The organism is Streptomyces aculeolatus (assembly GCF_020400605.1).
Classification (GTDB): Bacteria; Actinomycetota; Actinomycetes; order Streptomycetales; family Streptomycetaceae; genus Streptomyces; species Streptomyces aculeolatus.
In genome coordinates this window covers 99,292-124,377 of the sequence record NZ_JAINRD010000019.1, presented here as the reverse complement: position 1 = coordinate 124,377, position 25,086 = coordinate 99,292, and the positions used below count along the sequence as shown (strand labels likewise).

Genomic DNA, 25,086 nt, shown 5'->3' with positions numbered 1-25,086 from the left:
GGGCCTTCCGTGACAGGGACGGCAAGGGTGGGCGCACCTTGGTAACTCTGCGAACTTTCGACACAACGGATTGTGCACGTCCCGGAGTTCCCCCGCACCCCCCGCGCCGCGCCTGCCTGAGAAGATGGCCCCATGCCGCCCCCGCCGCCCTCCGACGCATCGCCGCAGCGCAGCGCCATCGGCGTGCGCGACGTGGCCGCGCTGGCACGGGTGTCGCCCACCACGGTGTCCAACGTGCTGTCGGGCAACCGCCCCGTCAGCGCCGCGACCCGCGAGCGCGTGCACTGGGCGATCGACCAGCTCGGCTACCGCCCCAACCTCTCCGCCCGCAACCTGCGGCTGCGCCGCGCCGGCCTGATCGCCGTCGCGGTTCCGGAGATCGACATCCCGTACTTCGCCGAGCTGACGCGGCACGTCGTGCAGGCCGCCCGCGAGAGCGGCTACACCGTGCTCATCGACCAGACCGAGGGCCGCCTCGAAGCCGAGCGCTTCGTACTCAGCGGCATGAACCCGGGCACGGTCGACGGCGTGCTCTTCAGCCCCCTCGGCATCGAGCGCCACGAGTTCGACAACCGCCGCGGCGGCACCCCGCTGGTGCTTCTGGGCGAGCGCATCACCGGCACCGGCGTCGACCACGTGGCGATCGACAACGTCGCCGCGGCCGCCGACGCCACCGCGTACCTCCTGGGCCGGGGCCGCCGCCGCGTCGCCGCGCTCGGGCACCAGGAGCCGCGCGGCGGCGGCACGGCGCCGCGGCGGACGGAGGGCTACCGCCGGGCGCTGCGGGCCGCGGGCGTGCCGTACGACCCGTCGCTCGTCGTCCACACGCCCTCGTACCACCGCCGCGACGGGGCGCTGGCCATGGCCGCCGCCCTGGACCGCGGCGCCCGCCCCGACGCGGTGTTCTGCTACACCGACCTCCTCGCGCTCGGTGCGATCCACACGCTGCACGAGCGCGGGCTGCGGGTGCCGGAGGACGTGGCGGTGATCGGGATCGACGACATCGACGACGGGCGGTACAGCAACCCGACGCTGACGACGATCGCGCCGGACAAGGCGGAGATCGCGCGGACGGCGCTGGGGCTGCTGCTGGACCGGATCGCGGACGGGGGCCGGGGCGCCCGGCAGGTGGTGGCGGCGCACCGGCTGGAGGTCAGGCGGAGCGCGTGAGCGGGGCGCGTACGGGCGGGCGCGTACGACGGCCGCGTACGCACCCGGCGCGGGCATCCCGCGTACGCGACCGCCCGTGCCCGCGGGGGCGCTACGCCCCCCGGCCCTCCTCCTTCGCCGGCTCCCCCTCGGCCGCCTCCTCGAATGCCGCCGCCCGCAGCTGCGCGGCCCGTACGCGCCGCACGTCGAGCTTCTCCGACCGGTCGAACCGGTAGATCCCGTTCTGCTCCTGGAAGACGTCCGTCAACTGCGTGTAGCAGTAGCCGAACATGTCCGGATCCCCCAGCAGTACCCCCGTCAGCCCGGCGAACCGCTCGTGGAACGCCTCCTCGTCGCGCGGCCGCTGCCCGTACCCCCACGACACCAGCCGGTCCTCGCCCGCCGCCGCGGCGTCCTCCGGATTCCACCAGATGCCGCCGAACTCGCTGCAGAAGTAGGGCTGTCCGCCGTACGGCAGCGACCAGGTCTGCCCGGCCGCCTCGTCCTGCGGGTTGACGAAGGGGATGCCCGCGCGCAGCCCGGCCATCAGCTCGCCGAAGACCTCCGGGTCCTGCTCGTAGCAGTGCGAGTCGTAGACGTCGGTCTCCGGTACGCGGTGGGCGTAGCCGGAGGCGTCGAGGACCGGCCGGGAGGTGTCGGCGGCCTTGGTGGCGAGGAACATGGCGCGGGTGATGTCGTCGAGGACGCTCTGCCGGTCGGTGAGCAGCTGCCGGGTCTCGTTGAGCGGGCACCAGCCGATGAGCGCCGGGTGGGAGTAGTCGCGTTCGACGGCCTCCAGCCACTGGGCGACGAAGCCGGCGGTGGGCTGCTGGTTGTCGGGGCCGACGGGGGCTCCGGTGCTGGCGCCCCAGTCGCCGAACTCGCCCCACACGAGGTAGCCGAGGCGGTCCGCGTGGTGCAGGAAGCGCTCCTCGAAGACCTTCTGGTGCAGGCGGGCGCCGTTGAACCCGGCGGCGAGGGAGAGTTCGATGTCGCGGACGAGGGCGGCGTCGTCGGGAGCGGTCATCAGGCCGTCGGGGTACCAGCCCTGGTCGAGCACGAGCCGCTGGAAGACGGGCTTGCCGTTGAGCAGGATCCGCTTCCCGTCGATCGTCACCGCGCGCAGACCGGCGGTGCAGACGGCACGGTCGATCAGGTTTCCGTCGGGACCGGTCAGCTCCAGCGCCAGTTCGTACAGATGCGGATCCTCGGGGGACCAGGGGCGGCGCCGGTCGCCGGGTACGGGCAGCACGAGGCGCGGCGCGAGGTCGAAGTCCGCCGCGACGTCGGCCTCGGCGACGGTGCCGTGCCCGTCGCGCAGTTCGGCGCGGACGCGGTGGCCGGTGCGGCTCCCGGCGAGGGGGACCTCGACGTGGAAGGAGCCGGCGGCCAGGTCGGGGGTGATACGCGGCCGCTGGAGGTGCGTGTCCGCGACGGGCTCCAGCCAGACGGTCTGCCAGATGCCGGTGGTGCGGGTGTAGAAGCAGGCGTGGTTGTCGTACGCGGTCGACTGCTTCCCCCGCGCCTGCGGGCCCTGTGCGGCATCCCGCGCCCGCACGACGACGACGGCCTCCTCCCCGGCCCGTACGACACCGCCGAGGTCGGCGCTGAACGGGGTGAACCCCCCGCTGTGCCGGGCGACTTCCCGCCCGTTGACCCACACGGTGGCGTCGTGGTCGACGGCCCCGAAGTGCAGCAGGACCCGCCGCCCGGCCCACTCACCGGGTATCCGCACGGTGCGGCGGTACCAGACGGCGTGGTGGAAGTCGGTGTCGCCGATCCCGGACAGCTCCGACTCGGGGCAGAACGGCACGACGATCCGCTCGGGCAGCTCGGCCCCGGCGAGCCCGCGCTCGAACCCGCTGTCCCCGGGATCGCGGGCGAACTGCCAGGTGCCGTTGAGGTTGAGCCAGTCCGCCCGGACGAAGCTGGGCCGGGGGTACTCGGGCCGGGGAGTCCCCGCGGGGGCGGAGGGAGCGTGGGAATCGGGCATGGCGAAGGGTCTCCTGGGGGAGGACGTCAGGTCGGACGGGGTACGTCCCTGCCATCACAACACCAAGATGCAACGTTGTAAACCACACCGGGACCGAGCAGCCACTCCAGGCGCGTAACGTTAAAACAGGTGCTGCGGGCCCCGGGTCCGTGGCGCGTCAGGCCGTCCCTTCGTCCTCGCCGCCGGTGCCGGAGTCTCCCCCCTGGCCGTGCATGATCCGGTCGACCATCACGCGGTAGCCGACCTCGCCCGGCTCGTGGGCGTACTCCAGCCGCCAGGGGACCGACGGCGGGTACTCGGGGATGTCGACGGCGGTCCGCCACGGCAGCGCGACGTCCTCCAGCGTCGTGGTCCTCCCGTCGACCGAGTACGTCAGCGACGTCAGCGCGACGTCGCCGGTCAGGAAGAACTCCAGCACCCGGGACCGCGCGGCGGGCGACGCCGCGGGCGACCCGGCGGCCGGCGGCTCGCTCCGGGTCGGCCGCGGCGAGGGGTCGTGCTCCGGTGCGGCCCCGTCCCCGGGCCGTCGGGACGCGTGGGCGATCAGCAGCGGCGTGCCGGCTCCGAGGCCCGCGACCACCGCACCGGCGCCCAGCAGCAGCGCCCGCCGGCGCACGAGCCCCACCGGGGCCCCGGCCGAACGCGGCAGCGCCACCGGAGGATTGCCGGCCTGGGCGATGCGGCGGTCGATCTCGGCCGCGACCTGCGGCGGCCACACCGCCCGCCGCTCCCGCGGGCCCGGCGAAGCCAGCCGCTCGACCAGTTCCGGCAGCCCCGGGCGGTCGGAGGGATCCGGGCGCAGGCAGCCCTCGATCACCGCTCGCAGCCCGTCGTCCGCCACCCGCACCGGGGAGCCGGCGGCGGGCGGGGCGCCGGTGCACGCGTACGCCAGCGTGCTGCCCAGGGAGAACACGTCGCTCGGCGGGCCGGTCCCGGTGCCGGCTTCCTGTTCCGGTGACATGAACCCGCGCGAGCCGGCCGCGGTGCCCGGAGCCTCGTCGCCGGCGCCCGGTTCCGCGGCGATCCCGAAGTCGATCAGCCGCGGGCCGTCGGCGGCCAGCAGCACGTTCGCCGGCTTCAGGTCGAGGTGCACGAACCCGGCCCGGTGGACCAGGGCGAGCGCCTCGGCCAGGCCGGCGGCCAACGACCACGCCGAGCCGGCGGGCAGCGGACCGAACCGCTCGACCGCCTCCCGCAGCGACACCGCCGGCAGGTACTCGGTCGCCATCCAGGGCGTGGGCGCGTCCGGGGCCGCGTCGAGCACCCCGGGGCTGTACGGCCCTCCTACGGCCCGCGCGGCCGCCACCTCGCGGTGGAAGCGGGCGCGTTGCTCCGGGTCGTCGGCGAACTCGGCGTGCATCATCTTGACGGCGACCGCCCGGCCGCCGGCGGACCGCCCGAGGTAGACGACCGCCATGCCCCCGGAGCCGACGCGCGCCAGGATCCGGAAGCGGCCGACCGCCCCCGGATCGCCGGGCTCCAACTCCCGCACTGCTAGGCCCCGGCCGGCGGGCTGAGCGCTTCGACGAAGCCTTCGGCGGTGCCGATGAACGTCATGCCGCCGTCGACGGTCACCGGCGGGGACGTGCGCACCGTGACGTCCGCCGGGTACGTCCACTCCGTACGCCCGTCGCTGCCGCGGAGCGCGTGGACGTTCCGGTCGGCGCCGCCGACGTACAGCATGTCCCCCGCGGCGCCGAGCGCGTTCCACAGGTTGCGGGACGAGGACTCCGCGCCCAGCCGCCGCTTCCAGACGACGTCGCCTGTGGTGGCCCGCAGGGCGAGGACGTCGCCCTCGGCGGTCCCGAAGTAGACCACTCCGCCGCCCGAAGCGAACCCGAAACTCGGGTAGACCGTCTCGCCGACCGGTCTCTTCCAGGCGGGCTGCCCGTCGTCCGCCCGCAGCGCGTGCACGGCTCCCGGGCCGTCGCAGACGAAGACCAGCCCGTAGCAGGCCTGCGGGTAGTGCCCCCAGTCCAGCGGACGGATCCATCTGTCGCCGCCGCTGTGGATGTCCAGTGCGGCGACTCTCGTCCTGTCGACGGCGATCACGAGGTCGCCGTCGACGGCCACCCCGAGCTCCGCTTTGACCGGCGCGGTCCAGCGCGGGCGCCCGTCGTCCAGGTCCAGGGCGGTGACCGAGTCGTAGCCGTAGCAGGCCACCGACTCGCCCACCACGGGGTACATCGGCACCTTCCCGGGCGGCCCCGGGTGGGTCCACCGGTCGGCTCCCGACCCGGCACGCACCATGGCCAGATACCCGTCGCCCAGGGAGGGGTCGTACACGAGCACGTCGCCACCGACCGCACTGACGTGGTCCTCGCCCCACGAGCCGTGCTTCCAGCGGGTCTTGCCGGTCGCCGGATCGAGCGCACGCAGGCGGCCCTCGACCTGCGCCAGGACCAGCCCGCCGGTGGTGAACAGGTCGGGATAGTAATCGCCCACCCGCACCTTCCACCGCGACACCGCCCGCGGCGGTGGCGAGGGCGGAACGGACGGCGAACGCCCCTTCGTCGGCGTACCCGACGAGCCCGCCGCCGCGGTCCCCGGGTCCGGGCCGCCGCTCCCCGACAGCGCCGCGCCCACGCCCGCGGCCGTACCGGCGAACGCGAGCAGGGCGCCGCCGCCGAGCAGCAACCGGCGCCTGCTCGTCGCCCGTCCGGCGCCGCCCTCCCCCGTGTCCTGACCGTCGGCGGTCGCCTCCGCCATCCGCGCCGGGTCGGCCGCCACCCACCGCACCGGCTCCGCGCGCGGCCGGATCTCCGGCACGTGGGACAGGCGCCGGGCCTGGGCCGTGCGGCGGTCGATCGCCTCGACCACGCCGGCGGGCAGCCAGGTGGCGCCCTGCGCGGACACGGCCGGGTCCAGCCTGGTCAACAGGTCGGCGGCCGAGGGCCGTTGCGTGCGGTCCCGGCGGCGGCAGTCCCGGATGAGGTCCCTGAGCAGGCGGTCGGCCGTCCCGCTGCGGGAGACGGCCTCCCGGCCGTCGGCACGGGATTCCTCCCCGGTCGCCGCGAAGGCCAGCACGGCGCCGAGGGAGAACATGTCGCTCGCGGGCCCCACTTCGCCACCGGCGGCCTGCTCGGGGGACATGAAGCCCCGGGTACCCGGGCTGCGGTTCGCCCGGGTGATCGAGACGGCGTCCTCGGGGCGGGCGATCCCGAAGTCGATCACCCTGGGGCCGTCGGCGGTCAGCATGATGTTCCCGGGCTTCAGATCGCGATGCGTCAGACCGGCCCGGTGGATGTCGGCCAGCGCCTCGGCGAGCCCGGTGGCCAGCAGTCGTACGGTGTCCGCGGGGAACCGCCCGTGGGCGGCGACCGCTTCCCGCAGCGACAGCCCCGGCAGGTACGCGGTGGCCAGCCAGGGCGTACCGGCGTCCGGGTCGGCGTCCAGCACCGACGCGGTGTACGCGCCGCTGACCGTACGGGCCGAGGCCACCTCCCGCCGGAACCGCGCGCGGTACTCGGCGTCGCCCGCGAGCCGCGCCCGGACGACCTTGACCGCGACGAGCAGGCCGCCAGGGGAGCACCCGAGGTAGACCACGCCCATGCCGCCGGCTCCCAGCCGGGCCACGAGGCGGTAGGGACCGACCCGGTCAGGATCACCCGGCCGCAACTCCTCCACGGGAACTGCCTCCCTCGACTCCACCGAGGAAAACCATGATTCCAACAAGCCCGCGCCCGGTGGGCGCGAATCCCGGTTTCCCCGGATGTGCCGCCGGGTGGCGGGGCGCGCTCGGCCGCGTAGGCGCAGGCGGCAAACCCTGCGACGGCGGCGACCGTTCCCGGGATACTGGTCGCCCATGGATGAGGTCAATGTCGTCGTCGCCCATTCCGAGCGCGCGACCCTGCGCGTCGGCGATGTGTTCCTGAAGGTGGATTCCGACCAGGCGCGCATCGACGTCGAGGTCGAGGCGATGGCCCTGGTGCCGGTCCCGACCCCGGAAGTCCTGTGGCGCAAGCCGTCCGTGCTCGCGATCGCCGCCGTCCCGGGGACGGCGCTCGGCCGCCTCGGTGAGCCGTCGACCGCATCCCCGGCGGCGTGGGCCGCGGCGGGTGCCGCCGTCCGGAAGCTGCACGAGGCGCCGTTGCCGCCCTGGTCCGGCAGGCGCCGCCGGGACCCGGACGAGCTGGCGGCGGAACTCGACGGCGAGTGCGAGTTGCTCGTGGCGAACGGTGTCCTGCCCGCCGACCTCGTCGCCCGCAACCGCCGGGTCGCCGAGGCCGCGATCCGGCCGTGGACGCCGGTGTTCGCGCACGGCGACCTGCAGGTCGAGCACGTCTTCGTCGACGGCGACGAGGTCACCGGCATCATCGACTGGTCCGAGGCGGGCCCGGGCGATGCCCTGTTCGACCTCGCCACCCTGACGATCGGGCACGAGGCGCACCTCGGCGACGTCATCGCCGGCTACGGCACCGGTGTCGACCCCGACACCATCCGCGCGTGGTGGTCGTTGCGCAGCCTGCTGGGGGTTCGCTGGCTGGTCGAGCACGGCTTCGACGCGTTCGCGCCCGGCTGCGAGGTCGACGTGCTGAAGTCCCGGATGTGAGGCCGCCGCCGGGGTCGGCGGCGGTCAGCGGTGCCGGTCAGCGGTGCTCCGCGGTGAAGGGGCCGCCGGCGCCGAAGACGAGGCGGGCGAAGCGCTCCCCCATGTGCCGGTGGGTGGCGGCATCCGGGTGGAGTTCGTCGGGCAGCGGCCGTTCCGCGTAGTCGGCCGCGCCGTAGAGGTCGAGGCCGTCGAGGTAGTGCAGGTTCGGGTCGGAGGGGGCCCGCTGCCGGACGATGCGGGCGAGTTCGTCCCGTACCACGGCGAGGGTCAGCTTCCCGGCGGCGGTCTCGGCGGGGTCGCCGGTGGCCAGGAACCGCAACCGCCCCTCGCTCATCGCGCCGACGTCCGGGGCGCTGGGCCCGGGGGTGTCCTCGTGGATGGGGCAGTGGATGGCGGACGCCACCAGCAGCGGGGCGGTGGGGTGTCCTTCGCGGACCGTGTCGAGGAAGCCGTGGACGGCCGGGCCGAACGCGCGCAGCCGCATCAGGTCGGCGTTGACGACGTTGATGCCGATCTTGACGCTGATCAGGTCGGCGGGGGTGTCGCGCATCGCGCGGGCGGTGAACGGGTCGAGGAGGGCGCCGCCGCCGAACCCCAGGTTCACCAGCTCCACTTCGCCCAGCGCCGCGGCCACGGCCGGCCAGGTCCCGGTCGGGGTGTCGGCGTTGGAGCCGTGGCTGATCGAGCTGCCGTGGTGCAGCCAGACCCTGCGGCCGCGGGGCGGCGCGGTGCGGACGGGGGCGTCGGTGCGCAGGGCGACCAGCTGGGTGGTCTCGTCGTGCGGCAGCCAGATCTCGACGTCCTTGTCGTCGCCGGGCAGGCCGGTGAACCGCAGGGTCCGCACCGGCCCGGGCCGGGTCTCCACCGTCCCGGCGGCCATGTCGATGGTGAAGACGTCACCGTCCGGCACACCGGCCCGGCCCGCGAGCCGGCCGTCGACGAGCAGCTCGTACACCCCGTCGGGGCGGGGCGCCGCGCCGGCGTAGACCCGCTTGGTCGCCACGACGTCCACCTCGACGGCGGTGGCCGCGGTACGGAAGACCAGCCGTACGCCGGAGGGCTGCGACTCGGCCATCGCGAGCTGGCCGTCGGGGATCTGCGCGCGGGCGTACGCGGGCAACCGGTGGGGCAGCACGCCGCGTTCGGTCCGTTCCAGGTCGAGTGCGCCGCGCAGGAGGTCGGCGGTGACGGGGGTACTGGTCCAGCCGTGCTCAGTGTCCATGCACGGCTTCTTCCACGTCGGCCACGACCGTGACCCGCCCGCCGTCGCCGGGATCGGGATCGGGGATGACCGATTCCGGATCGACGAGGTAGACCTCGTGCCCGTCCAGCGTGAGCCGGCGCACGACCTCCAGCAGCATGCGCCGTGCCACGTCGTCGATCGAATGAACCATGGTGAGGTCGAGAGCCACCCCGGCTTCCCGGGGCGCGGTGGACACCGCTTCCCGGACGACCCTCTCGGCCGCGGCGAAGCCGATCCCGCCCTGCAGTTGGAGGACCCGGACCGCGGCGGGGCCGCTGCCGGCGACGTGGTTGGACCGCACCACCGCCCGCGCCGCCGGCGGCACCTCCATCACGTGCAGACCCATGTCGGAGGAGAACCGTTCGAAGAGCGACACCCCGCGGACGCTGTTCCCGTGCGGATCCAGCCGCGGTGAGAACGTGGCGATGCCGATCTGCCCGGGGAGCGCGCCGATCAGCCCTCCGGCCACGCCGCTCTTCGCCGGGATGCCGACCTGCGTCGCCCAGTCACCGGCCGCGTCGTACATGCCACAGGTGGACATGACGCTCAGCACCTGGCGCACCACCCGTTCGCCCACCACCTGCCGGCCCGAGAGGGGGTTCACCCCGCGGTTGGCCAGCGTCGCGGCCATCATGGCCAGGTCCCGCGCGGTGACGAGCACGGCGCACTGGCGGGTGTAGCCGTCGACGACGGCCCTCGGGTCCTCGGTGAGGACGCTGTGGCTGCGGAGCATGTGCGCGATGGCGAGGTTGCGGTGGGCGTGCTCCATCTCCGACACGCACACCGCCTCGTCGATCCCCAGGGGGCGGCCGGCGAAGGCCGAGAGGCCGTCGACCACGCGCTCCACCCGCTCCGCCGGACTCATGTCCGGGGTGCCGGCCAGGGAGTGCGTGGTGATGGCGCCCGCGTTGATCATGGGGTTGCGGGGGCGTCCGGTGTCGCTTTCGAGGGAGATCTCGTTGAACGCCTCCCCCGACGGCTCGACACCGACCTTCGCGAGCACGGGGTCGAAGCCGCGGTCGGCGAGCGCCAGCGCGTACGTGAACGGCTTCGAGATCGACTGGATCGTGAACTCGGTGTCGATGTCGCCGGCCCCGTAGACCTCGCCGTCGACGGTGGCGAAGACGGCCCCGAGGCGCCCCGGGTCCGCTGCCGCGAGCTGGGGGATGTACCCCGCCTGCTCTCCGGACGTGTCCGACTCGACGTCTCCGAGCGCCTCGGCCAGATAGTCGGGAATGACCGACCGCATGCGTCCTCCTCCCTGCAGATCAACTTTCTACGCCATGGCGGCGGACCCGGGACCGCCGCGGCGCGCGGGGCGGCCCGGGAAAACCCTCAGGGCCCTGTCTGGCGGACGTTCGCCCGGACCGCCTCGCCGATCGGCGTCGAGCCCCCGTCGAGTTCGAGGATCTGCCGGCCGATCCGGGGTACCCCGTCGCCGTCGACGGCCCTCGTGACCTCCCTGCTGCCGCCGTTCGAGCCGGCGCTGAAGACGATCGCGTCGGCACCCCCGAACAGGGCCGCCAGTTCCTCCGCGGTCATGCCGGAGAGATCGCCGACCCGTGCGTCCACGCCCCGCGCGGCGAGTTCTTCCCGCTGGTCGTCCCGGCGGACGAGGCCGCCGACGGCATCTCCCCGCGCGCGCAGCTTCTGCGCGAGGAGGCCGCCGACGCCCCCGCTGACGCCGATGATGAAGACGTCCCCCGCGAGCTAGCCGAGGAAGGCGAGCAGGGCCGCGTTGACCTCGTCCGCGTGCGTCCAGAGCAGGCCGTGCGGCGCGCCCTCGATCTCCACGTACTCCGCCTTGGGCAGCTCCTGCCGGAAGCGGCGGGCGGTCGCGTCGACGGGCAGGATCTTGTCGGCCGTGCCGTGCAGGATCAGCGCGGGCTTGCCGCTGTCGCGGACCGCTTCGACGTCGGCGCGGAAGTCCTCGATCCAGGCCGGCACGACCGCGTAGGCCGCCACGGGGGCGCTCGACGTCGCCACGTTCCAGCTCGCGGTGACGGCCTCCTGGCTGATGCGGCTGCCGAGGTTCTCGCCGAGGTCGTAGAAGTCCGAGAAGAACTGCGTGTACCAGGCGTACCGGTCGCCCTTCGCCGCCGCCTCGATGCCGTCGAAGACCTCCTGCGGCACGCCCTCGGGGTTGTCGTCCCGGGCGACGAGGAAGGGCTGCAGCGAGGCCAGGAACGCGAGCCTGGCGACCCGCTCGTGGCCGGATCGGGTGACGTAGCGGGCGACCTCGCCCGTACCCATCGAGAAGCCCACCAGGACGGCGTCGCGGAGGTCGAGCGTCTCCAGCACCGTGTCGAGGTCGGCGGCGAAGGTGTCGTAGTCGTATCCGGAGTTCACCTTCGACGACTTGCCGAAGCCCCGGCGGTCGTAGGTGACGACGCGGTATCCGGCGGCCAGGAGGCTTCGCGTCTGCCGCTCCCAGCTGTGGCCGTTCAGCGGATAGCCGTGGATGAGGACGACGGGCTGACCCTCGCCCTGGTCCTCGTAGTAGAGCTCGACGGGCGTGCTGTTCTCGTTCCCGACGGTGATGTATCCCATGTGCCTTTCCGTTCTTGAGATCCCCAGCGTTGCGAGCCCCGCCCGCGGGGGCCGGGCCGGGGTCAGGCGGACGCTTCCCGGCCGCACGGCCCCGCGTGGTCGCAGTACGGCTGCTGGCGGCTCTGTCCGCAGCCGCACAGAACGGCCCTGGTCTCCGCGCGCGGGCCGGCCGCCGTGTCCAGGCTCAACTCGCCGCGCGCGATCAGCTGCCCGGCGGAGGTGTGCGTGATCCGCGTGGGCCGGTCCGGCGTCTCCGCCCCGCCGTCCGCGAGTTCGTACCGCAGCGCACCCGAGGGGCAGCGCCGCACCACTTCGGCCAGCCGCTCGGCCGCCGCGCCGTCCGGCCGGATCCAGGGGCGCTGCCCGAGGTCGAAGACCTCGGGCAGCCCGCCGACGCATTCGGCCGCGTGCAGACAGCGCGCGGCCTCGAACGTCACGGTGATCGACCGGCCTTCGTACGCCTTCTTCCCTGTTCCACTGCTCATACCGGCCTCCGCCGCTCCCGTGCCCGGTGCTCAGTCGCTGACCCTGCTGCGGGACTGGTACAGCAGGTCCTTGTACTCGGGGTGCCGGGCGATCCACCCCGCGAAGAACGGGCAGATGGCCAGCACCCGCAGGTTCGCGGCGCGCGCCTCGTCGAGCGCGGTGCGGACCAGCGCGGCGCCGACGCCCCTGCCCTCGTACTCCGGCGGGACCTCGGTGTGCACGAACGCGACGAGTTCCGCCGTGCGGATGTAATCCGCGACGCCCGCGACCTCCGACTCCCCCTCGATCCGGGCCTCGTACCGCTTCGCCTCGGGAACGTCGCTCACTTCCACTGACACGATTCCTCCGTACGCCTTCCGCGTGGACTCCACGCCACGCTAACCGAACCAAGTTGATACATCATCTTTTACGGCAGGCGTGTCCGCGTACATGTGCCGCAATTCCGTGCCGGGGGACGACGTCAGGCGTCGCTTCCGACGGGCGTGGCCAGGAGCTGCATCTCCCACGCGAAGGCCACACCGCTGGCCCCGCCGTGCTGCGCCTGCACCTCCGCGGCACCGGCGACGGTCTTCTCGCGGGCCCAGTCCCGCTGCCACTCGCCCATGACGGCAAGCCAGGTGATCGGCACCACGCCCGCCTGGACCATGCGCTGCACGGCGGTGTCGTGCGCCTCCTTCGAGACACCGCCCGAGGCGTCGGTGACGACGAACACCTCGAAGCCCTCACCCGCCGCCTGTATCGCCGGCATCGCCACGCATATCTCCGTCCAGAGGCCGGCGATGATCAGCTTCTTGCGCCCGGTCGCCCTGACGGCGTCGACCACGCGCTCGTCCTGCCAGGTGTTGATGAAGGTCCTGTTGATCGGCTTCTGCTCCGGGTACACGTCCTGCACCCCCTGGACGAGCAGGCCGCCGCGCTCCTCCAGCACGGTCGTCAGGATGGTCGGGACGTCGAACACCTTGGCCGCCTTGGCGAGTCCGACGACGTTGTTGACGACCATCGTCGGCTCGTGGCTGTTCAGGTTGGCGAACTGGAACGGCTGGTGGTCGATCAGTACGAGAACGCTCTCCTCGGGCGTCAGCAGCGCGTCGAGGCCGGCCTTGTTCTCGGTGCTCATGGGATTACCCTCCTGGAGCTTTGGTTGACGCATCACCTACCTTAGGGACCGCTCGTTGAGACGTCAACTAACTGCCGGGGGCGGCGACCTGCCGGGAGGATGGAGGACCCGTCGGGGGTCTCGTTACGCTCCCCCCATGGACGCAACGCCTCGCTGGCTGACCCCGGAGCAGAAGGCGGCCTGGGACAGCTTCATCCGCATGCAGGAGAAGCTCGTCGGCCGCCTCTCCCGCCGGGTCCAGGCGGACTCCGGCATGTCGGCCTCCGACTACATCGTGCTGGTCAAACTCACCGAAGCCGGCGGGCGGATGCGCTTCATGGACCTGGTGAAACTGGTGGAGTGGGAGAAGAGCCGCATGTCCCACCAGGTCGGCCGGATGGCGAAACGCGGACTGGTGGCCAAGGAGGAATGCCCCGACGACGGCCGCGGCGCATTCATCGTCGCCACCCCGGCCGGCCACGAGGCGATCGAGGACGCCGCACCCGTACACGTCGACCACGTCCGCCGCCTGTTCATCGACGCCCTCACCCAAGAGGACCTCGCCGCACTCGCCCGTATCTCGAACCGGGTCCTCGCCCACATGGAGAACCAGCCCGACTGACGGATCCGATGGGTTGAACGACGCTGGGGAACGATCATTGGCCCGGCGGGGAAAGATCTTGATCGAGCTCATCGCCTGCGGGTCAAGCGCACTCGTGAGCACCCCACCTCAGCGCCGTTCTCGGGTCATCTCAAGCGCGCTTGACGAGATCCCGCCGAAACGCAAAGATCCCGCCCGATCGAGGCGATCGGCGCACCCCGAACGCAAGTAGGGTGAGGGCCGACTTGGGCAGCACGGTGCCAGGGGAGTCCGCAATGCACTTTGTCCAGCATCCGTCCGTGCGGGTTCCCCGGCACGACGGAGGGGGGCAGGGAAGGCTGTGCGCGGATCCTGCCACCCATCACGCCTGCACGCTGCCGGACACGATCGGCAAGAAGCGTGAGGATCTGCCCGAGGCCGCCCGCAGCGGCCAGGACTGGGACAACCTGAACGACCAGCGGCCGCCGTGCGAGCGGGAACGCGGCGCTTCCCTGAGCGTGCGCGATCACCTGGCCACCCGGAAGCACCCCTGCGCCTGGAGCCTGAAGGAGTTCGAACCCGCCCGTCTCGCGTTGCCGGCCCACTCCGGGTCCGCCGGCTGTTTCCCGAGGCCCGCTTCCTCGTGCCCCTGCGCCACCCTGTGACTGTCACGCCGAGCAGGCATCGGTGGACCGGCGACCGTCCGTGGAACCGGAGACACGCGATGCGGCTCCCAAGAAGTGGCGTGTGGGGAACGACGGTTGGCTGACCGCCGCTCAGAGCGCCCGTCCCTGCCCTTACCTCGCTGTGGAGTACGAGGCCGTGTGCCGCGTGGAGCACACCGAAGACCTGGAGGACTTCGTGGGTCTTCCGCTCCGGGGCGTTCTCTCAGCGATGCGACCGCGGACGCCCGCGCCGGAGCCCGCAGTGAAGCTGCCGGCGCGCAGTGCTGCAGTCCTGGAACGCGCTGCGCGAGGAGGCGAAGAGGCTCGTTGACCGAGCCTGCACATCACCCGGCAGGAACGCACAGTTCTCGGCATTTCCCCAGGATGCTCGACGAAATATCACAATCTCTGAACAGTGGGAGCAGGAGATGTATCACGCCGAACACAAGGCCGCCCGCGGGGGAACGGACGCCCCCGACGAGACCGTCTGGGGGCTGTTCGAAGCCCGGGCGGCGCGTCAGGGGGGTCGGATCGCCGTCGTGGACGGGGCGGTCGACATCGACTACGAGCGGCTGCGGGCCCGGGCGGAGGCGATCGCCGGGGAGCTGACGGCCCGACGCGTGGCGCCGGGCGCACTCGTCGGCGTATGCCTCGGCAGGACGTGGGAGCTTGTCGCAACCCTGTTAGGAGTACTGCGAGCAGGCTGCGCCTATGTGCCCATGGACCCCGCCTACCCGGCCGAACGGGTGCGCTACATGATCGAACATTCCCGGGCGGCGTCGGTGGTCGTCGACGCCGGTACGGCGGCGCTGTGCTCGGCGGCCCCCGACCGCGTGCGCCTCGACGCGGTGCCGGACCGCCCGGCGGTCTCACCGCCGACCTGCTCGGCCGGTGATCTCGCGTACGTCATCTACACCTCGGGGTCGACCGGGAAGCCCAAGGGCGTGGCGGTCGAGCACCGCAGCGTGGTGGCGATGGCCGCCTCGATGCGCCGGCTGCTGGACGACGAGGACCTGGCGGGCGTCCTGGCCGCGGCCTCGGTCTGCTTCGACCCCTCGGTGATGGAGATTCTGGGCACGCTCGTCCTCGGCGGCACGGTCGTCCTGTCCGAGAACGTGCTCGCACTGCGCGAACTGCCCGCAGCGCACCGCGTGCGCACGGCCATCATGGTGCCGTCCGCGATGAAGGCGCTGCTCGCGGCCGGGCCGCTGCCCGGTGGTTTGCGGTGTGCGGTGCTGGGTGGTGAGGTCTTGTCCCGTTCTCTGGTGGAGCGGGTGCACGCTGATCCTTGTGCGCCACGGGTCGTGAACGTCTACGGCCCGACCGAGGCCACCGTGTTCATCACCACCGCCGAAGCGGGAAGCGGGCCGGTCACCATCGGCAGCCCGGTCCTGGGCGCGCGGGCGTACGTGCTGGACGAGTCCCTGCAGCCGGTGCCGGCTGGCACGGCGGGAGAGCTGACTCTCGCCGGCGACCAGTTGGCCAGGGGATACCTCCATGACGACGAGCGCACCCGGCAGAGCTTTCCGGCCCTCGCGCCGGACGGCCCGGTACCGGAGCGGCGGATCTACCGGACCGGCGACCTGTGCCGGTGGACCGAAACAGGGGAACTCGAGTTCCTCGGCCGCGCCGACCGGCAGGTCAAGATCCGGGGCCACCGGATCGAACTCGACGAGATCGAGGCCGTGCTGGCCTCGATGCCCGGGGTGGACGAGGCTGCAGTCGTTGCCACCACAGGCGAAGGCAAGAGCCTCCTGACGGCGTACGCGGTGAGCCGGAAGGAGTCGCTGACCGCATCGACCGTGCGCTCCCGGCTGGCCGACCGGCTGCCGGGTTACATGATCCCGCACCACGTCATGGTGCCGGCCGAGATGCCGAAACTGCCCAACGGCAAGGTCGACCGGCTTCGGCTCCCCGCCCCCGCGCACCACGGCGACGAGGCGGTTCCCGAAGGGAAGGCGGGCGGCGACGGCCCGGCCGCGTCGCGGACCGGACCCGGTGCACTGCCTTCGCCGCACGAGCAGCAGCGCTCGGCACTGCTCGCCATGGTGACAGAGGAGGCGGCGCTGCTCCTCGGCGCCCCCGGCCCCGATGCGGTCCGGCCGGACGAGCCGCTGGCCGCGCTGGGGCTCGATTCGCTGGATATCGCTGAGCTGACGGTGCGCCTGTCGCGAGCGCTGGCCACTGACCTGCCTTCATCCGCCCTGGTGGAGCAGATGACTCCCAGGGAGGCCGTCGACGTGCTGCTGGCGGTGCCGGGCCGTGCTTCCGGCGGCGGCGAGGTGCGCTCGCGCCCGCAGGGCGTCGGGGCCGCGGATCGGCTCGATGTGTTCCAGGACCAGGTCCGGTCCGGTCACCCGCCGTCCTTCGCCGCCAAGGCGCCGGCCTGGTCTGCGACCGACCGGGGCGCGCTCGTACAGCATTTCCGGGGCCTCCTGGCGCGCTCGGGGCTGGACCCGTACGGAAAGGTCGTCCGCACCGGAAGCGCCAAGCGGGGCGTCGTCGCCGACCCGGGTACGGGCGAGGAGCATGAGGCGCTCATCTGGACCACCAACCTCTACCTCGGGCTCAACCGCAACGAGGAGGTCATCGAGGAGGCACGCAGTGCGCTGGGCCGGTTTGGTACCGGGATGGGGATCTCAGCGGCGGGCTCGGGGCAGACCGACCTCCACACGGAGTTCGAGCAGGAATTCGCCGCCATGGTGGGCAAGCCGGCCGCCTGCCTGTTCCCCACCGGGTTCACCGCGAGCCTCGGCGCCGTCGCCGGAATCGTGGGCGATCAGGACGTCGTGGTCATGGACCAACTCTGCCACGCCTCCCTGGTGGACGGGGCCCGCCTGAGCGGCGCGAGGGTGCGGACCTTCCGGCACAACGACGCAGCCGACCTGCGGGCGGTCCTCAAAGCGGAGTCCTCGCCCTACCGTACGACGCTGGTGGTGCTCGAGAGCGTGTACAGCATGGGCGAGGGGGCGGCGCCGCTGCGGGAGGTCGTGACCGCCGCAAAGGAGTCCGGCGCGCTCGTCCTGGTGGACGAGGCCCACTCGTTCGGGCTTTACGGAGTGGGAGGTGCCGGACTGTGCGCCGCGGAAGGCGTCACCGAGCAAGTTGACTTCGTCCTCACGACCCTGAGCAAGGCCCTCGGGAGCATCGGCGGTGTGGTCGCCGCCCGGGAACAGCACATTGCATTGCTGAGGGCGTCGGCGAGGTCGTACGTCTTCCAGGCGAACATCTCACCTGCCGACGTGGCGGCGGCCCTTGCCGCCCTGCGCAGGGTCGCTGCGGGCGACGCGCTGCGGGCCAGGCTGTGGGATACCGCGCACTACATGCGGAAGCGCTTCTCGGACGCCGGCTACGAACTCGGCACCGGGGACGGGCTTATCATCACCCCCTTTTTCTCCGACGGCGAGAAGCTGCATGCGATAGCGCGAGGGCTTTTCCGGAGGGGCGTCCATGCCGCTGCCGTGACCTACCCGATTGTCGAGCGCGGGCGAGGCCGCCTGAGGTTCATCTGCTCGGCGTCCCATACCCGCGCGGACGTCGACGAGACGCTGCAGGCCCTGATCGACGCCGAGGCCGAAGCCGCGACAGTTCCCACGTTGCACGACGATATGGACCTGCGAGAGGGAGGGGACGAGGAGTCCCCACGCTTCGACGTGGCGGACTGGGCTGACGGGTTGACGACCTATCTGGAATCCGTCATGGCCGAGCTTCCCGCACCGGCGCCACATCTCGCGGTCACGATCGTACTGCCAGGAGAGGAGCAACTTGTGGTCCGGATCAACGAACACGGGGTCACCCGAGAACCCGACAGCAACGCCGCGACACCTGCCTGTTCGCTTCGCCTGGTCGACGATGAGGCGACAGCCGCACTGTGCTCGCGGAACGTGGGGAACCTGCTTCAGAGTGTGATCGCAGGCACCTGCGTGCTCACCGGCCATACCCAGCCGTTCGTCTGGCTCATCGGACGACTCAGTGACTGGCAGAGCTCAACGAGTGGCGCGTGAGGCCCACCACCGCTGACTTCGACGCGAGCGGCCCTCTGCCACCGCACACCGCCTGACCGGGCTCTCGCGAAACAACACCACATCGCCGAAGCACGCCGATCACCACGATCGGCGTGCTTCCCCACGCCCGGAAACAGGCGAGCGCACGATGCACGCGCGCCAGCCCCCGGCGGCACCGGCACACAGGCTTTCCGACGAAGCCGGAAAAGCTAGATCCCGCCTGATCGAGACGATCGGACGGGATCTCGTGAAACGGTGCTGAAGTGGACCTGTGGGGATTTGAACCCCAGACCCCCTCGATGCGAACGAGGTGCGCTACCGGACTGCGCTACAGGCCCTCACAACGGAAGGAACCTTAGCATCCCGGATCGCCGCCCAGGAAATCGGTTCCGGTGACCGGCGGGCGCTCGCTACTCGTTCGCCGCGCGGCGGCGGGGCGGGTCCGCGTACTGGTCGAAGAGGGGGGTGCGGCTGGTGGGGCGGGGGCGGCGCGGCGGGGGTTCCGGGGCCGGGTCCTGGGCGGGGTGGGCGGGGTCCGCGGGCGGGGTTTCCGGCTGCTGGTTGCGGGGTTCGGCCGCGCTGGAGCGGGCCGAACTCCAGGTGTCCGGGGCGTCGAAGTCCAGGCCCCGGGTGGCGCGGGGGGCCACGGGGGCCGTGACGTAGGTGGGCAGCGGGACCGGTACGGGGTCCCAGCCGGCGTCCGCGGGGCGGTCGCGTTCGCGCTGCTGGTCGACCCACTCCGCGTGGTCGGTCTGCTCCACCAGCGCCCTGCGGTCCGCCTCGTACGCCGCCGCCGGGGCGTCGAACGGGGCCGTGGCGGACGGGTCGTCCGCGTCGTCCGCGTCCTCGTCCGCCCCCTCGGCGGCGCTGTCGTCGGCGCTCCCGTACGTCCGGTGCGCCGCGGGCTCGCGGTCCTCGCGCAGGCGGCGGGCCGCCGCCTCGCCGCGCGCCTGGTCCGCGGTGAACGTGCGGCGCCGGCGCTCCTGGGTGCGTACGCGGACGACGTACGCCGTGAGCAGCAGCACCGGGACCACGACGGCCCACAGGAAGCGCGGGCCGCCCACCGACGCCGCCACGGCGCCCGCCGTCAGCGCCACGAACAGCAGCGTCAGCGTGCGCCTCCGGCGCGCCAGCACCCGTGCCCGCGCCCGGCGTTCCGGGGTGGACGGGGGTTGCTGGTTGCGCGCGGGGGCGGGGGCCGGGGCCGGGTCCTCCTCCGGGGCGCGGGCGGTGGCGGGCGCGCCGGCCGGTGCGTCTTTACGCCCCTGCGGGGCCGCCTCCGGCTCCTCGTCCACCCGCGCCGCCACGCCCTGGCGCGCCACCGGCGCCGCCGGGGCCTCCTTGCGGCCGCGGCGCGGGCGCGGGGCGGCGGCGCGGGGGTCGGTCACGGGCACGGCAGCGGCCCGGACGTCCACCACGCCGGGTGCGGCGGGTGCGGCGTCCGGGCTCTCGTCGTCGTCCCCGGCGTCCTGCCCGGGGTCCGGGCCCGGGCCGGATTCCGCGCCGGACCCGGCGTCCGGGTCGTCCGGCTCCTGGGTACGGTCCGCCCCGCCCCGTCCGGTCAGCAGCCGGATGGCGGTGCTGAAGCGTTCCGTCGGACGGGCTTCGTTCAGCTCGTCCTGCCTACGGAGCCACATCGGCACCAAGTAGGCGGCCCAGGCCCCGACGATCATTGCGTAGATGAGGCCGCTGCTGCTCACGCCTTACACGGTAGAGGCCGCGGCGTCAGCGCATGGGCCAATTGGCTCGGTGTGTCGCACCATCTGGCTGATATCTCGACCTTTTCTTCTGACTTTTTACGGCAGCACTATCGAATCTTTGTTTTATTTCTCCGAGTGGCGCAGCCCCCGCCACCTGTTGACGAGCCCCTCCGGCACTTCCTCGGCGGTGAGCACGAACACCAGGTGGTCGCGCCAGGCCCCGTCGATGTGCAGGTAGCGCGGACGCACACCTTCTTCACGAAAGCCCAGTTTTTCCACCACACGGCGGCTCGGCATGTTCTCCGGGCGGATGCAGACCTCGATGCGGTGCAGCCCCACCGTACGGAAACAGTGGTCCACGGCGAGCGCCACCGACGTCGGCATCACGCCGCGGCCCGCGTAATCCCGGTCGATCCAGTAACCGACGTGCCCGGAACGCATCGAGCCCCACGTGATACCCGCCACCGTCAACTGCCCGCACAGCTTGCCCTCGTATTCGATGACGAAGGGCAGCATCCGGCCCGCGCTCGCCTCGCTGCGCAGGTGCCGGACCATCTGCCGGAACGTGGGGCGGCGGGTGTGCGGGGTGCCGGGGGGCGGGGGCGGGACGGTGGCCTCCCAGGGGCGCAGCCAGTCGCGGTTGCGCTGGTTGATCTCCCGCCAGGCGCGCTGGTCGCGCACGCGGATGGGGCGGAGGGTCACGGGTCCCTCCGCCAGCACCGCGGGCCAGGACGCGCTCAGTGGGCACCGCCGGGATGTCTGGGGCGGTCGTCCGCCGCGTGCCCCGACTGCGGGCCGTCGGCCGCCGCGTCGCCCGCCCGCGGGTGGTGGTCCGCCGCGTCGCCCGCCTGCACGCCCGCGTCGGTGCGCGCGTGGTCGCCGCCGTGCACCTGGTCGACCGCGTGCGGCAGCAGCCGCGCCAGCACCGCGAGCCCGTCGCGTACGCCGCCGGACGAGCCCGGGAGGTTCACGATGACCGTGCGGTCCGCGACCCCCGCCAGGCCGCGGGAGAGCGCGGCGGTGGGCACCTTCGCGTACCCGTACGCCCTGATCGCCTCCGGTACGCCCGGCAGTTGGCGCTCCAGCACCCTGGCGGTCATCTCCGGGGTGCGGTCGGTCGGCGACACGCCCGTGCCGCCCGTGGTCAGCACCACGTCGTAGCCCTCGGCGACCGCCTCGCGCAGCACCGCCTCCACCGCCTCGCCGTCCGGCACCACCCGCGGTCCTTCCGCGGCGAAGCCCATCTCCGTCAGGCCCGCGACGAGCAGCGGGCCGCCCGTGTCCGCGTAAACCCCCGCCGCCGCCCGGTTGGACACCGTGACCGCCAGGGCCCTCACGGCCGGCTCCAGTCGCCGGACTTGCCGCCGGTCTTCTCCTCGACCCGCACGTCCGTGATGACGGCCGCCTTGTCGACGGCCTTGACCATGTCGACGACCGTGAGCGCCGCCACCGACACCGCGGTCAGCGCCTCCATCTCCACGCCCGTGCGGTCCGTGGTGCGTACGGTCGCCGCGATCTCCACCGCGTCGTCGGCGACCCCGAGGTCGACGGTGACGCCGGAGAGCGCGAGCGGGTGGCACAGGGGGATCAGGTCGGGGGTGCGTTTGGCGCCCATGATGCCGGCGAGGCGGGCGGTGGCCAGGGCGTCGCCCTTGGGCAGCGTCTCGCCCGGCGCGGTGCCGCGGAGCAGTTCGACGACGCGCGGCGAGACGAGGACGCGCCCGCTCGCACGGGCGGTGCGGGCCGTGACGTCCTTGGCGGAGACGTCGACCATGCGGGCGGCGCCCGTGTCGTCGAGGTGGGTCAGGCGGCTTGGCTGGCTCATGGCGTCAGGAGCTCCCGGGGTGAATTCGCGCGGAGCCACCGTACCTCCACGGCCTGCCGTTCGGCTCCGCGCGTTTCCCGCCCCGGCGTGCGCTCCGCGCCCTGCCGCCTCTCAGTCCAGGAGTACGACGTCGACAAGCGACCCCGGCGCCACCTCCGTGGTCTCCTCCGGTACGACGACGAGCGCGTTCGCCCGCGCCAGCGCCGCGATGAGGTGCGATCCGGCGCCGCCGACGGGGGCGACCTCCCCGGCGGCGGGTCCCGTGCCGTCGTCCGCGGGGCCGTCCGAGGGGCCCGCCGCGCCGCCGTCGGCCCGGCCGTGCTCGTACCAGCCGCGGAGGAACTGCCGTCGCCCCGCCGGCGAGGTCAGCGGCCCGTCGCCGGCCAGCCGGGCCCGTACCACCGGGCGGTGCACCGGCTCCACGCCCAGCAGCCTGCGGATCACGGGCCGGACGAACATCTCGAAGGAGATGTACGCGCTGACCGGGTTGCCCGGGAGCGCGAACAGCGGGGTGCGGTCGGCGCCGATGCGGCCGAAGCCCTGCGGCTTGCCCGGCTGCATGGCCAGCCGCCGGAACTCCACGCCGCCGCCCGCCTCGCCGTCCAGCTCGGAGAGCGCCTCCTTCACCACGTCGTACGCCCCGACGCTGACGCCGCCGCTGGTGACCAGGGCGTCCGCGCGGATCAGCTGGTCCTCGACGGTGGCGCGCAGGGTCTCGGCGTCGTCGGCGACGGCGCCCACGCGGTACGCGATGGCGCCCGCGTCGCGGGCGGCGGCGGTCAGCGCATAGCTGTTGGAGTCGTGGATACGTCCCGGGGCGAGCTGCTCGCCCGGGGGCACCAACTCGCTGCCGGTGGACAGCACGACGACCCGCGGCCGCGGGCGGACCCGCACCGTGCCGCGGCCGATGGCGGCGAGCAGCCCGATCTGGGCGGGCCCGAGCAGCGTGCCGGCGCGCAGCACCAGGTCGCCGGCGAGGACGTCGCTGCCGCGGCTGCGCACGTGCCGGCCGGCCCCTGCGGGCGCGTAGATCCGCACCTCGCCGCCGGCGCCCGCCGGCGACTCGCTGTGCGGGCGCATGGCGTCGACCCGGCCGCGGCCCGTGCCGCCGTCGGTCCACTCCACCGGGACGACCGCCTGGGTGCCCGGCGGCAGCGGGGCGCCGGTCATGATGCGCGCGGCCTCGCCGGCGCCGACGTGCGGCAACTCGCCCGCGCCGCCCGCCGGTACGTCGCCGATGACGCGCAGGACGGCGGGGAACTCGTCGCTCGCCCGCTCGACGTCGACGGTACGCACCGCGTACCCGTCCATGGAGCTGTTGTCGAACGGGGGCAGCGCGACGGCGGCGGTCACGTCCTCGACGAGGACGCAGCCCTGGGCGTCGAGCAGCTGCATCTCCAGCGGCTCCAGCGGCCGGATCTGCCGCAGTATGTCGTCGAGGTGCTCCTCGACCGACCACACTCCGGAGGACCCGGGCCCCGGCCCGGCCTCCCGCGCCGCGGCGCCCGGCTCCTGCGCCGCCGTCTCGGGGACCTGCTCCCCCGCGTCCGTCGCCCCCTTCACGGCCTCGCTCAATCCGCCATCTCCTCGGCGACGTACTTCCGCAGCCACGCCCGCATGTCGGCGCCGAGGTCCTCGCGCTCGCATGCGAGGCGCACGATCGCCCGGAGGTAGTCGCCGCGGTCGCCCGTGTCGTACCGCCGGCCCTTGAACACCACGCCGTACACCGGGCTGTCGAGCGCCTCGTCCGTCGCGAGCCGCTGCAGCGCGTCGGTGAGCTGGATCTCGTTCCCCCGGCCGGGCTCCGTCGTGCGCAGCACGTCGAAGACCGCGGGATCGAGGACGTAGCGGCCGATGACCGCGTAGTTGCTGGGGGCGTCGGCGGTGGCGGGCTTCTCCACGAGGTTCGTGACGCGCACCACGTCGCTGTCCGCGGTGGTCTCCACGGCCGCGCAGCCGTAGAGGTGGATCTGCTCCGGGTCGACCTCCATCAGCGCGATGACGCTGCCCCCGTGGTCGGCCTGCGCGCGCACCATGCGGGCCAGCAGCGGGTCGCGCGGGTCGATGAGGTCGTCGCCGAGGAGGACGGCGAACGGCTGGTCGCCGACGTGTTCGGCGGCGCACAGCACCGCGTGGCCGAGGCCGCGGGGGTCGCCCTGTCGGACGTAGTGGATGTTCGCCAGGTCGTTGGACTCGGCGACCTTGGCCAGGCGGGCCTCGTCGCCCTTCTTGCGCAGCGCCTCTTCCAGCTCGTGGTTGCGGTCGAAGTGGTCCTCGAGCGGGCGCTTGTTCCGCCCGGTGATCATGAGGACGTCGGTGAGTCCGGCCGAGACGGCCTCCTCGACGACGTACTGGATCGCGGGCTTGTCGACGACGGGCAGCATCTCTTTCGGCGTCGCCTTGGTCGCCGGCAGGAAGCGGGTGCCGAGGCCGGCGGCCGGGATGACAGCCTTGGTGATCCGAGTACGCGAAGAATCCATGTTCAGCACCATAAGGGTAGGTACGGACAAGTGGGCAGCGACCAGGCCAGAAAGGCGGCGTTGCGCCGCACCCTACTCGCGGCGAGGGCCGCCGTGCCGCCGGAGGAGGCCGCGTCGGCGGGGCGGCTGCTGGCCCGGCGCGCGCTGGAGCTGCCGGAGCTGGCGCAGGCGCGGACGGTGGCGGCGTACGTGTCGGTGGGGCGCGAACCGGGCACGCGCGAGCTGCTGGAGACGCTGCGGGCGCGCGGCACGGCGGTGCTGCTGCCGGTGCTGCTGGCGGACGGCGACCTGGACTGGGCGGAGTACGGCGGTCCGGACGCGCTGCGGCCCGCCGGGCGCGGGCTGCTGGAGCCAGCCGGGCCGCGGCTGGGGCCGGCGGCGGTGCGGGCGGCGGAGGCGGTGCTGCTGCCGGGGCTGGCGGTCGACGGCCGGGGGCTGCGGCTGGGGCGGGGCGGCGGGTCGTACGACCGGGTGCTGGCACGGCTGGCGGGGGAGGGCGCTCCCGCCGATGGCGGCCCGGCCGATGGCGGCCCGGCCGATGGCGGCCCGGCCGGTGGTGTTCGGTCCGGCAGCGCGCCGTCCGGCGGCGTTCCGTCCGATGGCGTTCCGGCCGGTGGCGGGCCCGCGCTCGTCGTGCTGCTCTACGACGGCGAAGTGCTCGACCACGTGCCCGCCGAGCCCCACGACCGCCCCGTGACCGCCGCCGTCACGCCCTCCGCGGTGCACCGCTTCCCGCGGCCGTAGCCGCCCCGCCGCCGGGCCC

Annotated in this window: 22 protein-coding genes and 1 tRNA gene; 6 read left to right on the top strand and 17 right to left on the bottom strand. The window is 73.3% G+C overall.

All coding sequences use genetic code 11. From position 1 onward, the window contains the following. Positions 1–132: 132 nt before the first annotated feature. A complete protein-coding gene (locus tag LG396_RS27355) occupies positions 133–1,170 on the top strand; it encodes a LacI family DNA-binding transcriptional regulator (protein WP_225796799.1) in 1,038 nt (345 codons plus the stop codon). Positions 1,171–1,261: 91 nt separating this feature from the next. On the opposite strand, the gene LG396_RS27350 is transcribed toward LG396_RS27355, so the two are convergent. From LG396_RS27350 to LG396_RS27340, 3 genes are all read right to left on the bottom strand, one after another. Further along, on the bottom strand, positions 1,262–3,142 hold the full coding sequence (locus LG396_RS27350) for a glycoside hydrolase family 2 protein (RefSeq protein ID WP_225796798.1): 1,881 nt from the start codon (positions 3,140–3,142) through the stop codon (positions 1,262–1,264). 157 nt (positions 3,143–3,299) lie between these two features. Next, complete coding sequence (locus tag LG396_RS39425; RefSeq protein ID WP_308190133.1) at positions 3,300–4,634, bottom strand: serine/threonine-protein kinase; 1,335 nt, start codon at positions 4,632–4,634, stop codon at positions 3,300–3,302. Between the two features lie 2 nt (positions 4,635–4,636). Beyond that, on the bottom strand, positions 4,637–6,769 hold the full coding sequence (locus LG396_RS27340) for a protein kinase domain-containing protein (RefSeq protein WP_225796797.1): 2,133 nt from the start codon (positions 6,767–6,769) through the stop codon (positions 4,637–4,639). Between the two features lie 178 nt (positions 6,770–6,947). Here LG396_RS27340 and LG396_RS27335 point away from each other — a divergent pair, with 178 nt between their 5' ends. After that, on the top strand, positions 6,948–7,694 hold the full coding sequence (locus LG396_RS27335) for a phosphotransferase family protein (protein WP_225796796.1): 747 nt from the start codon (positions 6,948–6,950) through the stop codon (positions 7,692–7,694). A gap of 37 nt (positions 7,695–7,731) precedes the next feature. Here the strand turns inward: LG396_RS27335 and LG396_RS27330 are convergent, their stop codons facing one another. The 7 genes from LG396_RS27330 to LG396_RS27300 all read right to left on the bottom strand — a co-directional run bounded on the left by LG396_RS27330 (position 7,732) and on the right by LG396_RS27300 (position 13,090). Beyond that, the gene (locus LG396_RS27330) at positions 7,732–8,916 is read right to left on the bottom strand and encodes a GDSL-type esterase/lipase family protein (protein ID WP_225796795.1); all 1,185 of its coding nucleotides are present in this window, start codon (positions 8,914–8,916) and stop codon (positions 7,732–7,734) included. Continuing rightward, positions 8,906–10,186: a glutaminase gene (locus tag LG396_RS27325; RefSeq protein WP_225796794.1), complete on the bottom strand. Its 1,281-nt coding sequence runs from the start codon at positions 10,184–10,186 to the stop codon at positions 8,906–8,908. The genes LG396_RS27330 and LG396_RS27325 overlap by 11 nt, the downstream gene beginning before the upstream one ends. A gap of 86 nt (positions 10,187–10,272) precedes the next feature. After that, entirely contained in the window at positions 10,273–10,626 is a 354-nt protein-coding gene (locus tag LG396_RS27320) for an NAD(P)H-binding protein (protein ID WP_225796840.1), read from the bottom strand. Positions 10,627–10,647: 21 nt separating this feature from the next. Further along, on the bottom strand, positions 10,648–11,487 hold the full coding sequence (locus tag LG396_RS27315) for an alpha/beta fold hydrolase (RefSeq protein ID WP_225796793.1): 840 nt from the start codon (positions 11,485–11,487) through the stop codon (positions 10,648–10,650). Between the two features lie 62 nt (positions 11,488–11,549). Next, positions 11,550–11,972, bottom strand: a complete 423-nt coding sequence (locus tag LG396_RS27310) for a (4Fe-4S)-binding protein (protein WP_037745736.1) — start codon at positions 11,970–11,972, stop codon at positions 11,550–11,552. Between the two features lie 30 nt (positions 11,973–12,002). Further along, entirely contained in the window at positions 12,003–12,311 is a 309-nt protein-coding gene (locus LG396_RS27305; protein ID WP_225796792.1) for a GNAT family N-acetyltransferase, read from the bottom strand. Between the two features lie 122 nt (positions 12,312–12,433). Beyond that, complete coding sequence (locus tag LG396_RS27300) at positions 12,434–13,090, bottom strand: hydrolase (protein WP_037745733.1); 657 nt, start codon at positions 13,088–13,090, stop codon at positions 12,434–12,436. 136 nt (positions 13,091–13,226) lie between these two features. On the opposite strand from LG396_RS27300, the gene LG396_RS27295 reads away from it, so the two are divergent. The 3 genes from LG396_RS27295 (at position 13,227) to LG396_RS27285 (ending at position 18,318) form a co-directional block, all read left to right on the top strand. Next, entirely contained in the window at positions 13,227–13,691 is a 465-nt protein-coding gene (locus tag LG396_RS27295; RefSeq protein WP_130456194.1) for a MarR family winged helix-turn-helix transcriptional regulator, read from the top strand. Positions 13,692–13,945: 254 nt separating this feature from the next. Next, on the top strand, positions 13,946–14,314 hold the full coding sequence (locus tag LG396_RS27290) for a hypothetical protein (protein WP_225796791.1): 369 nt from the start codon (positions 13,946–13,948) through the stop codon (positions 14,312–14,314). Between the two features lie 428 nt (positions 14,315–14,742). Further along, positions 14,743–18,318 carry an amino acid adenylation domain-containing protein gene (locus tag LG396_RS27285; protein WP_225796790.1) on the top strand — a complete coding sequence of 1,192 codons (3,576 nt, stop codon included), beginning with the start codon at positions 14,743–14,745 and terminating at the stop codon, positions 18,316–18,318. A gap of 264 nt (positions 18,319–18,582) precedes the next feature. On the opposite strand, the gene LG396_RS27280 is transcribed toward LG396_RS27285, so the two are convergent. From LG396_RS27280 to galU, 7 genes are all read right to left on the bottom strand, one after another. Continuing rightward, a tRNA-Ala gene (locus LG396_RS27280) sits at positions 18,583–18,656 on the bottom strand. A gap of 72 nt (positions 18,657–18,728) precedes the next feature. Continuing rightward, positions 18,729–20,018, bottom strand: coding sequence for a SepX/GlpR family protein (locus tag LG396_RS27275; protein WP_372483575.1), 1,290 nt, complete (start codon positions 20,016–20,018; stop codon positions 18,729–18,731). 123 nt (positions 20,019–20,141) lie between these two features. Next, positions 20,142–20,720 (bottom strand): GNAT family N-acetyltransferase, encoded by a 579-nt coding sequence (locus tag LG396_RS27270; protein ID WP_018839193.1) that lies wholly within the window; start codon positions 20,718–20,720, stop codon positions 20,142–20,144. Between the two features lie 35 nt (positions 20,721–20,755). Next, the gene (locus LG396_RS27265; protein WP_308190132.1) at positions 20,756–21,355 is read right to left on the bottom strand and encodes a MogA/MoaB family molybdenum cofactor biosynthesis protein; all 600 of its coding nucleotides are present in this window, start codon (positions 21,353–21,355) and stop codon (positions 20,756–20,758) included. After that, positions 21,352–21,843 (bottom strand): cyclic pyranopterin monophosphate synthase MoaC, encoded by a 492-nt coding sequence (moaC, locus tag LG396_RS27260; RefSeq protein WP_018841820.1) that lies wholly within the window; start codon positions 21,841–21,843, stop codon positions 21,352–21,354. The genes LG396_RS27265 and moaC overlap by 4 nt, the downstream gene beginning before the upstream one ends. Positions 21,844–21,954: 111 nt before the next feature. Next, complete coding sequence (gene glp, locus LG396_RS27255) at positions 21,955–23,418, bottom strand: molybdotransferase-like divisome protein Glp (RefSeq protein ID WP_372483574.1); 1,464 nt, start codon at positions 23,416–23,418, stop codon at positions 21,955–21,957. After that, on the bottom strand, positions 23,415–24,323 hold the full coding sequence (gene galU / locus LG396_RS27250; RefSeq protein ID WP_026276554.1) for a UTP--glucose-1-phosphate uridylyltransferase GalU: 909 nt from the start codon (positions 24,321–24,323) through the stop codon (positions 23,415–23,417). The genes glp and galU overlap by 4 nt, the downstream gene beginning before the upstream one ends. A 30-nt stretch (positions 24,324–24,353) precedes the next feature. On the opposite strand from galU, the gene LG396_RS27245 reads away from it, so the two are divergent. Then, positions 24,354–25,067 carry a 5-formyltetrahydrofolate cyclo-ligase gene (locus LG396_RS27245; protein WP_225796789.1) on the top strand — a complete coding sequence of 238 codons (714 nt, stop codon included), beginning with the start codon at positions 24,354–24,356 and terminating at the stop codon, positions 25,065–25,067. The last annotated feature ends 19 nt before the right edge of the window (positions 25,068–25,086 follow it).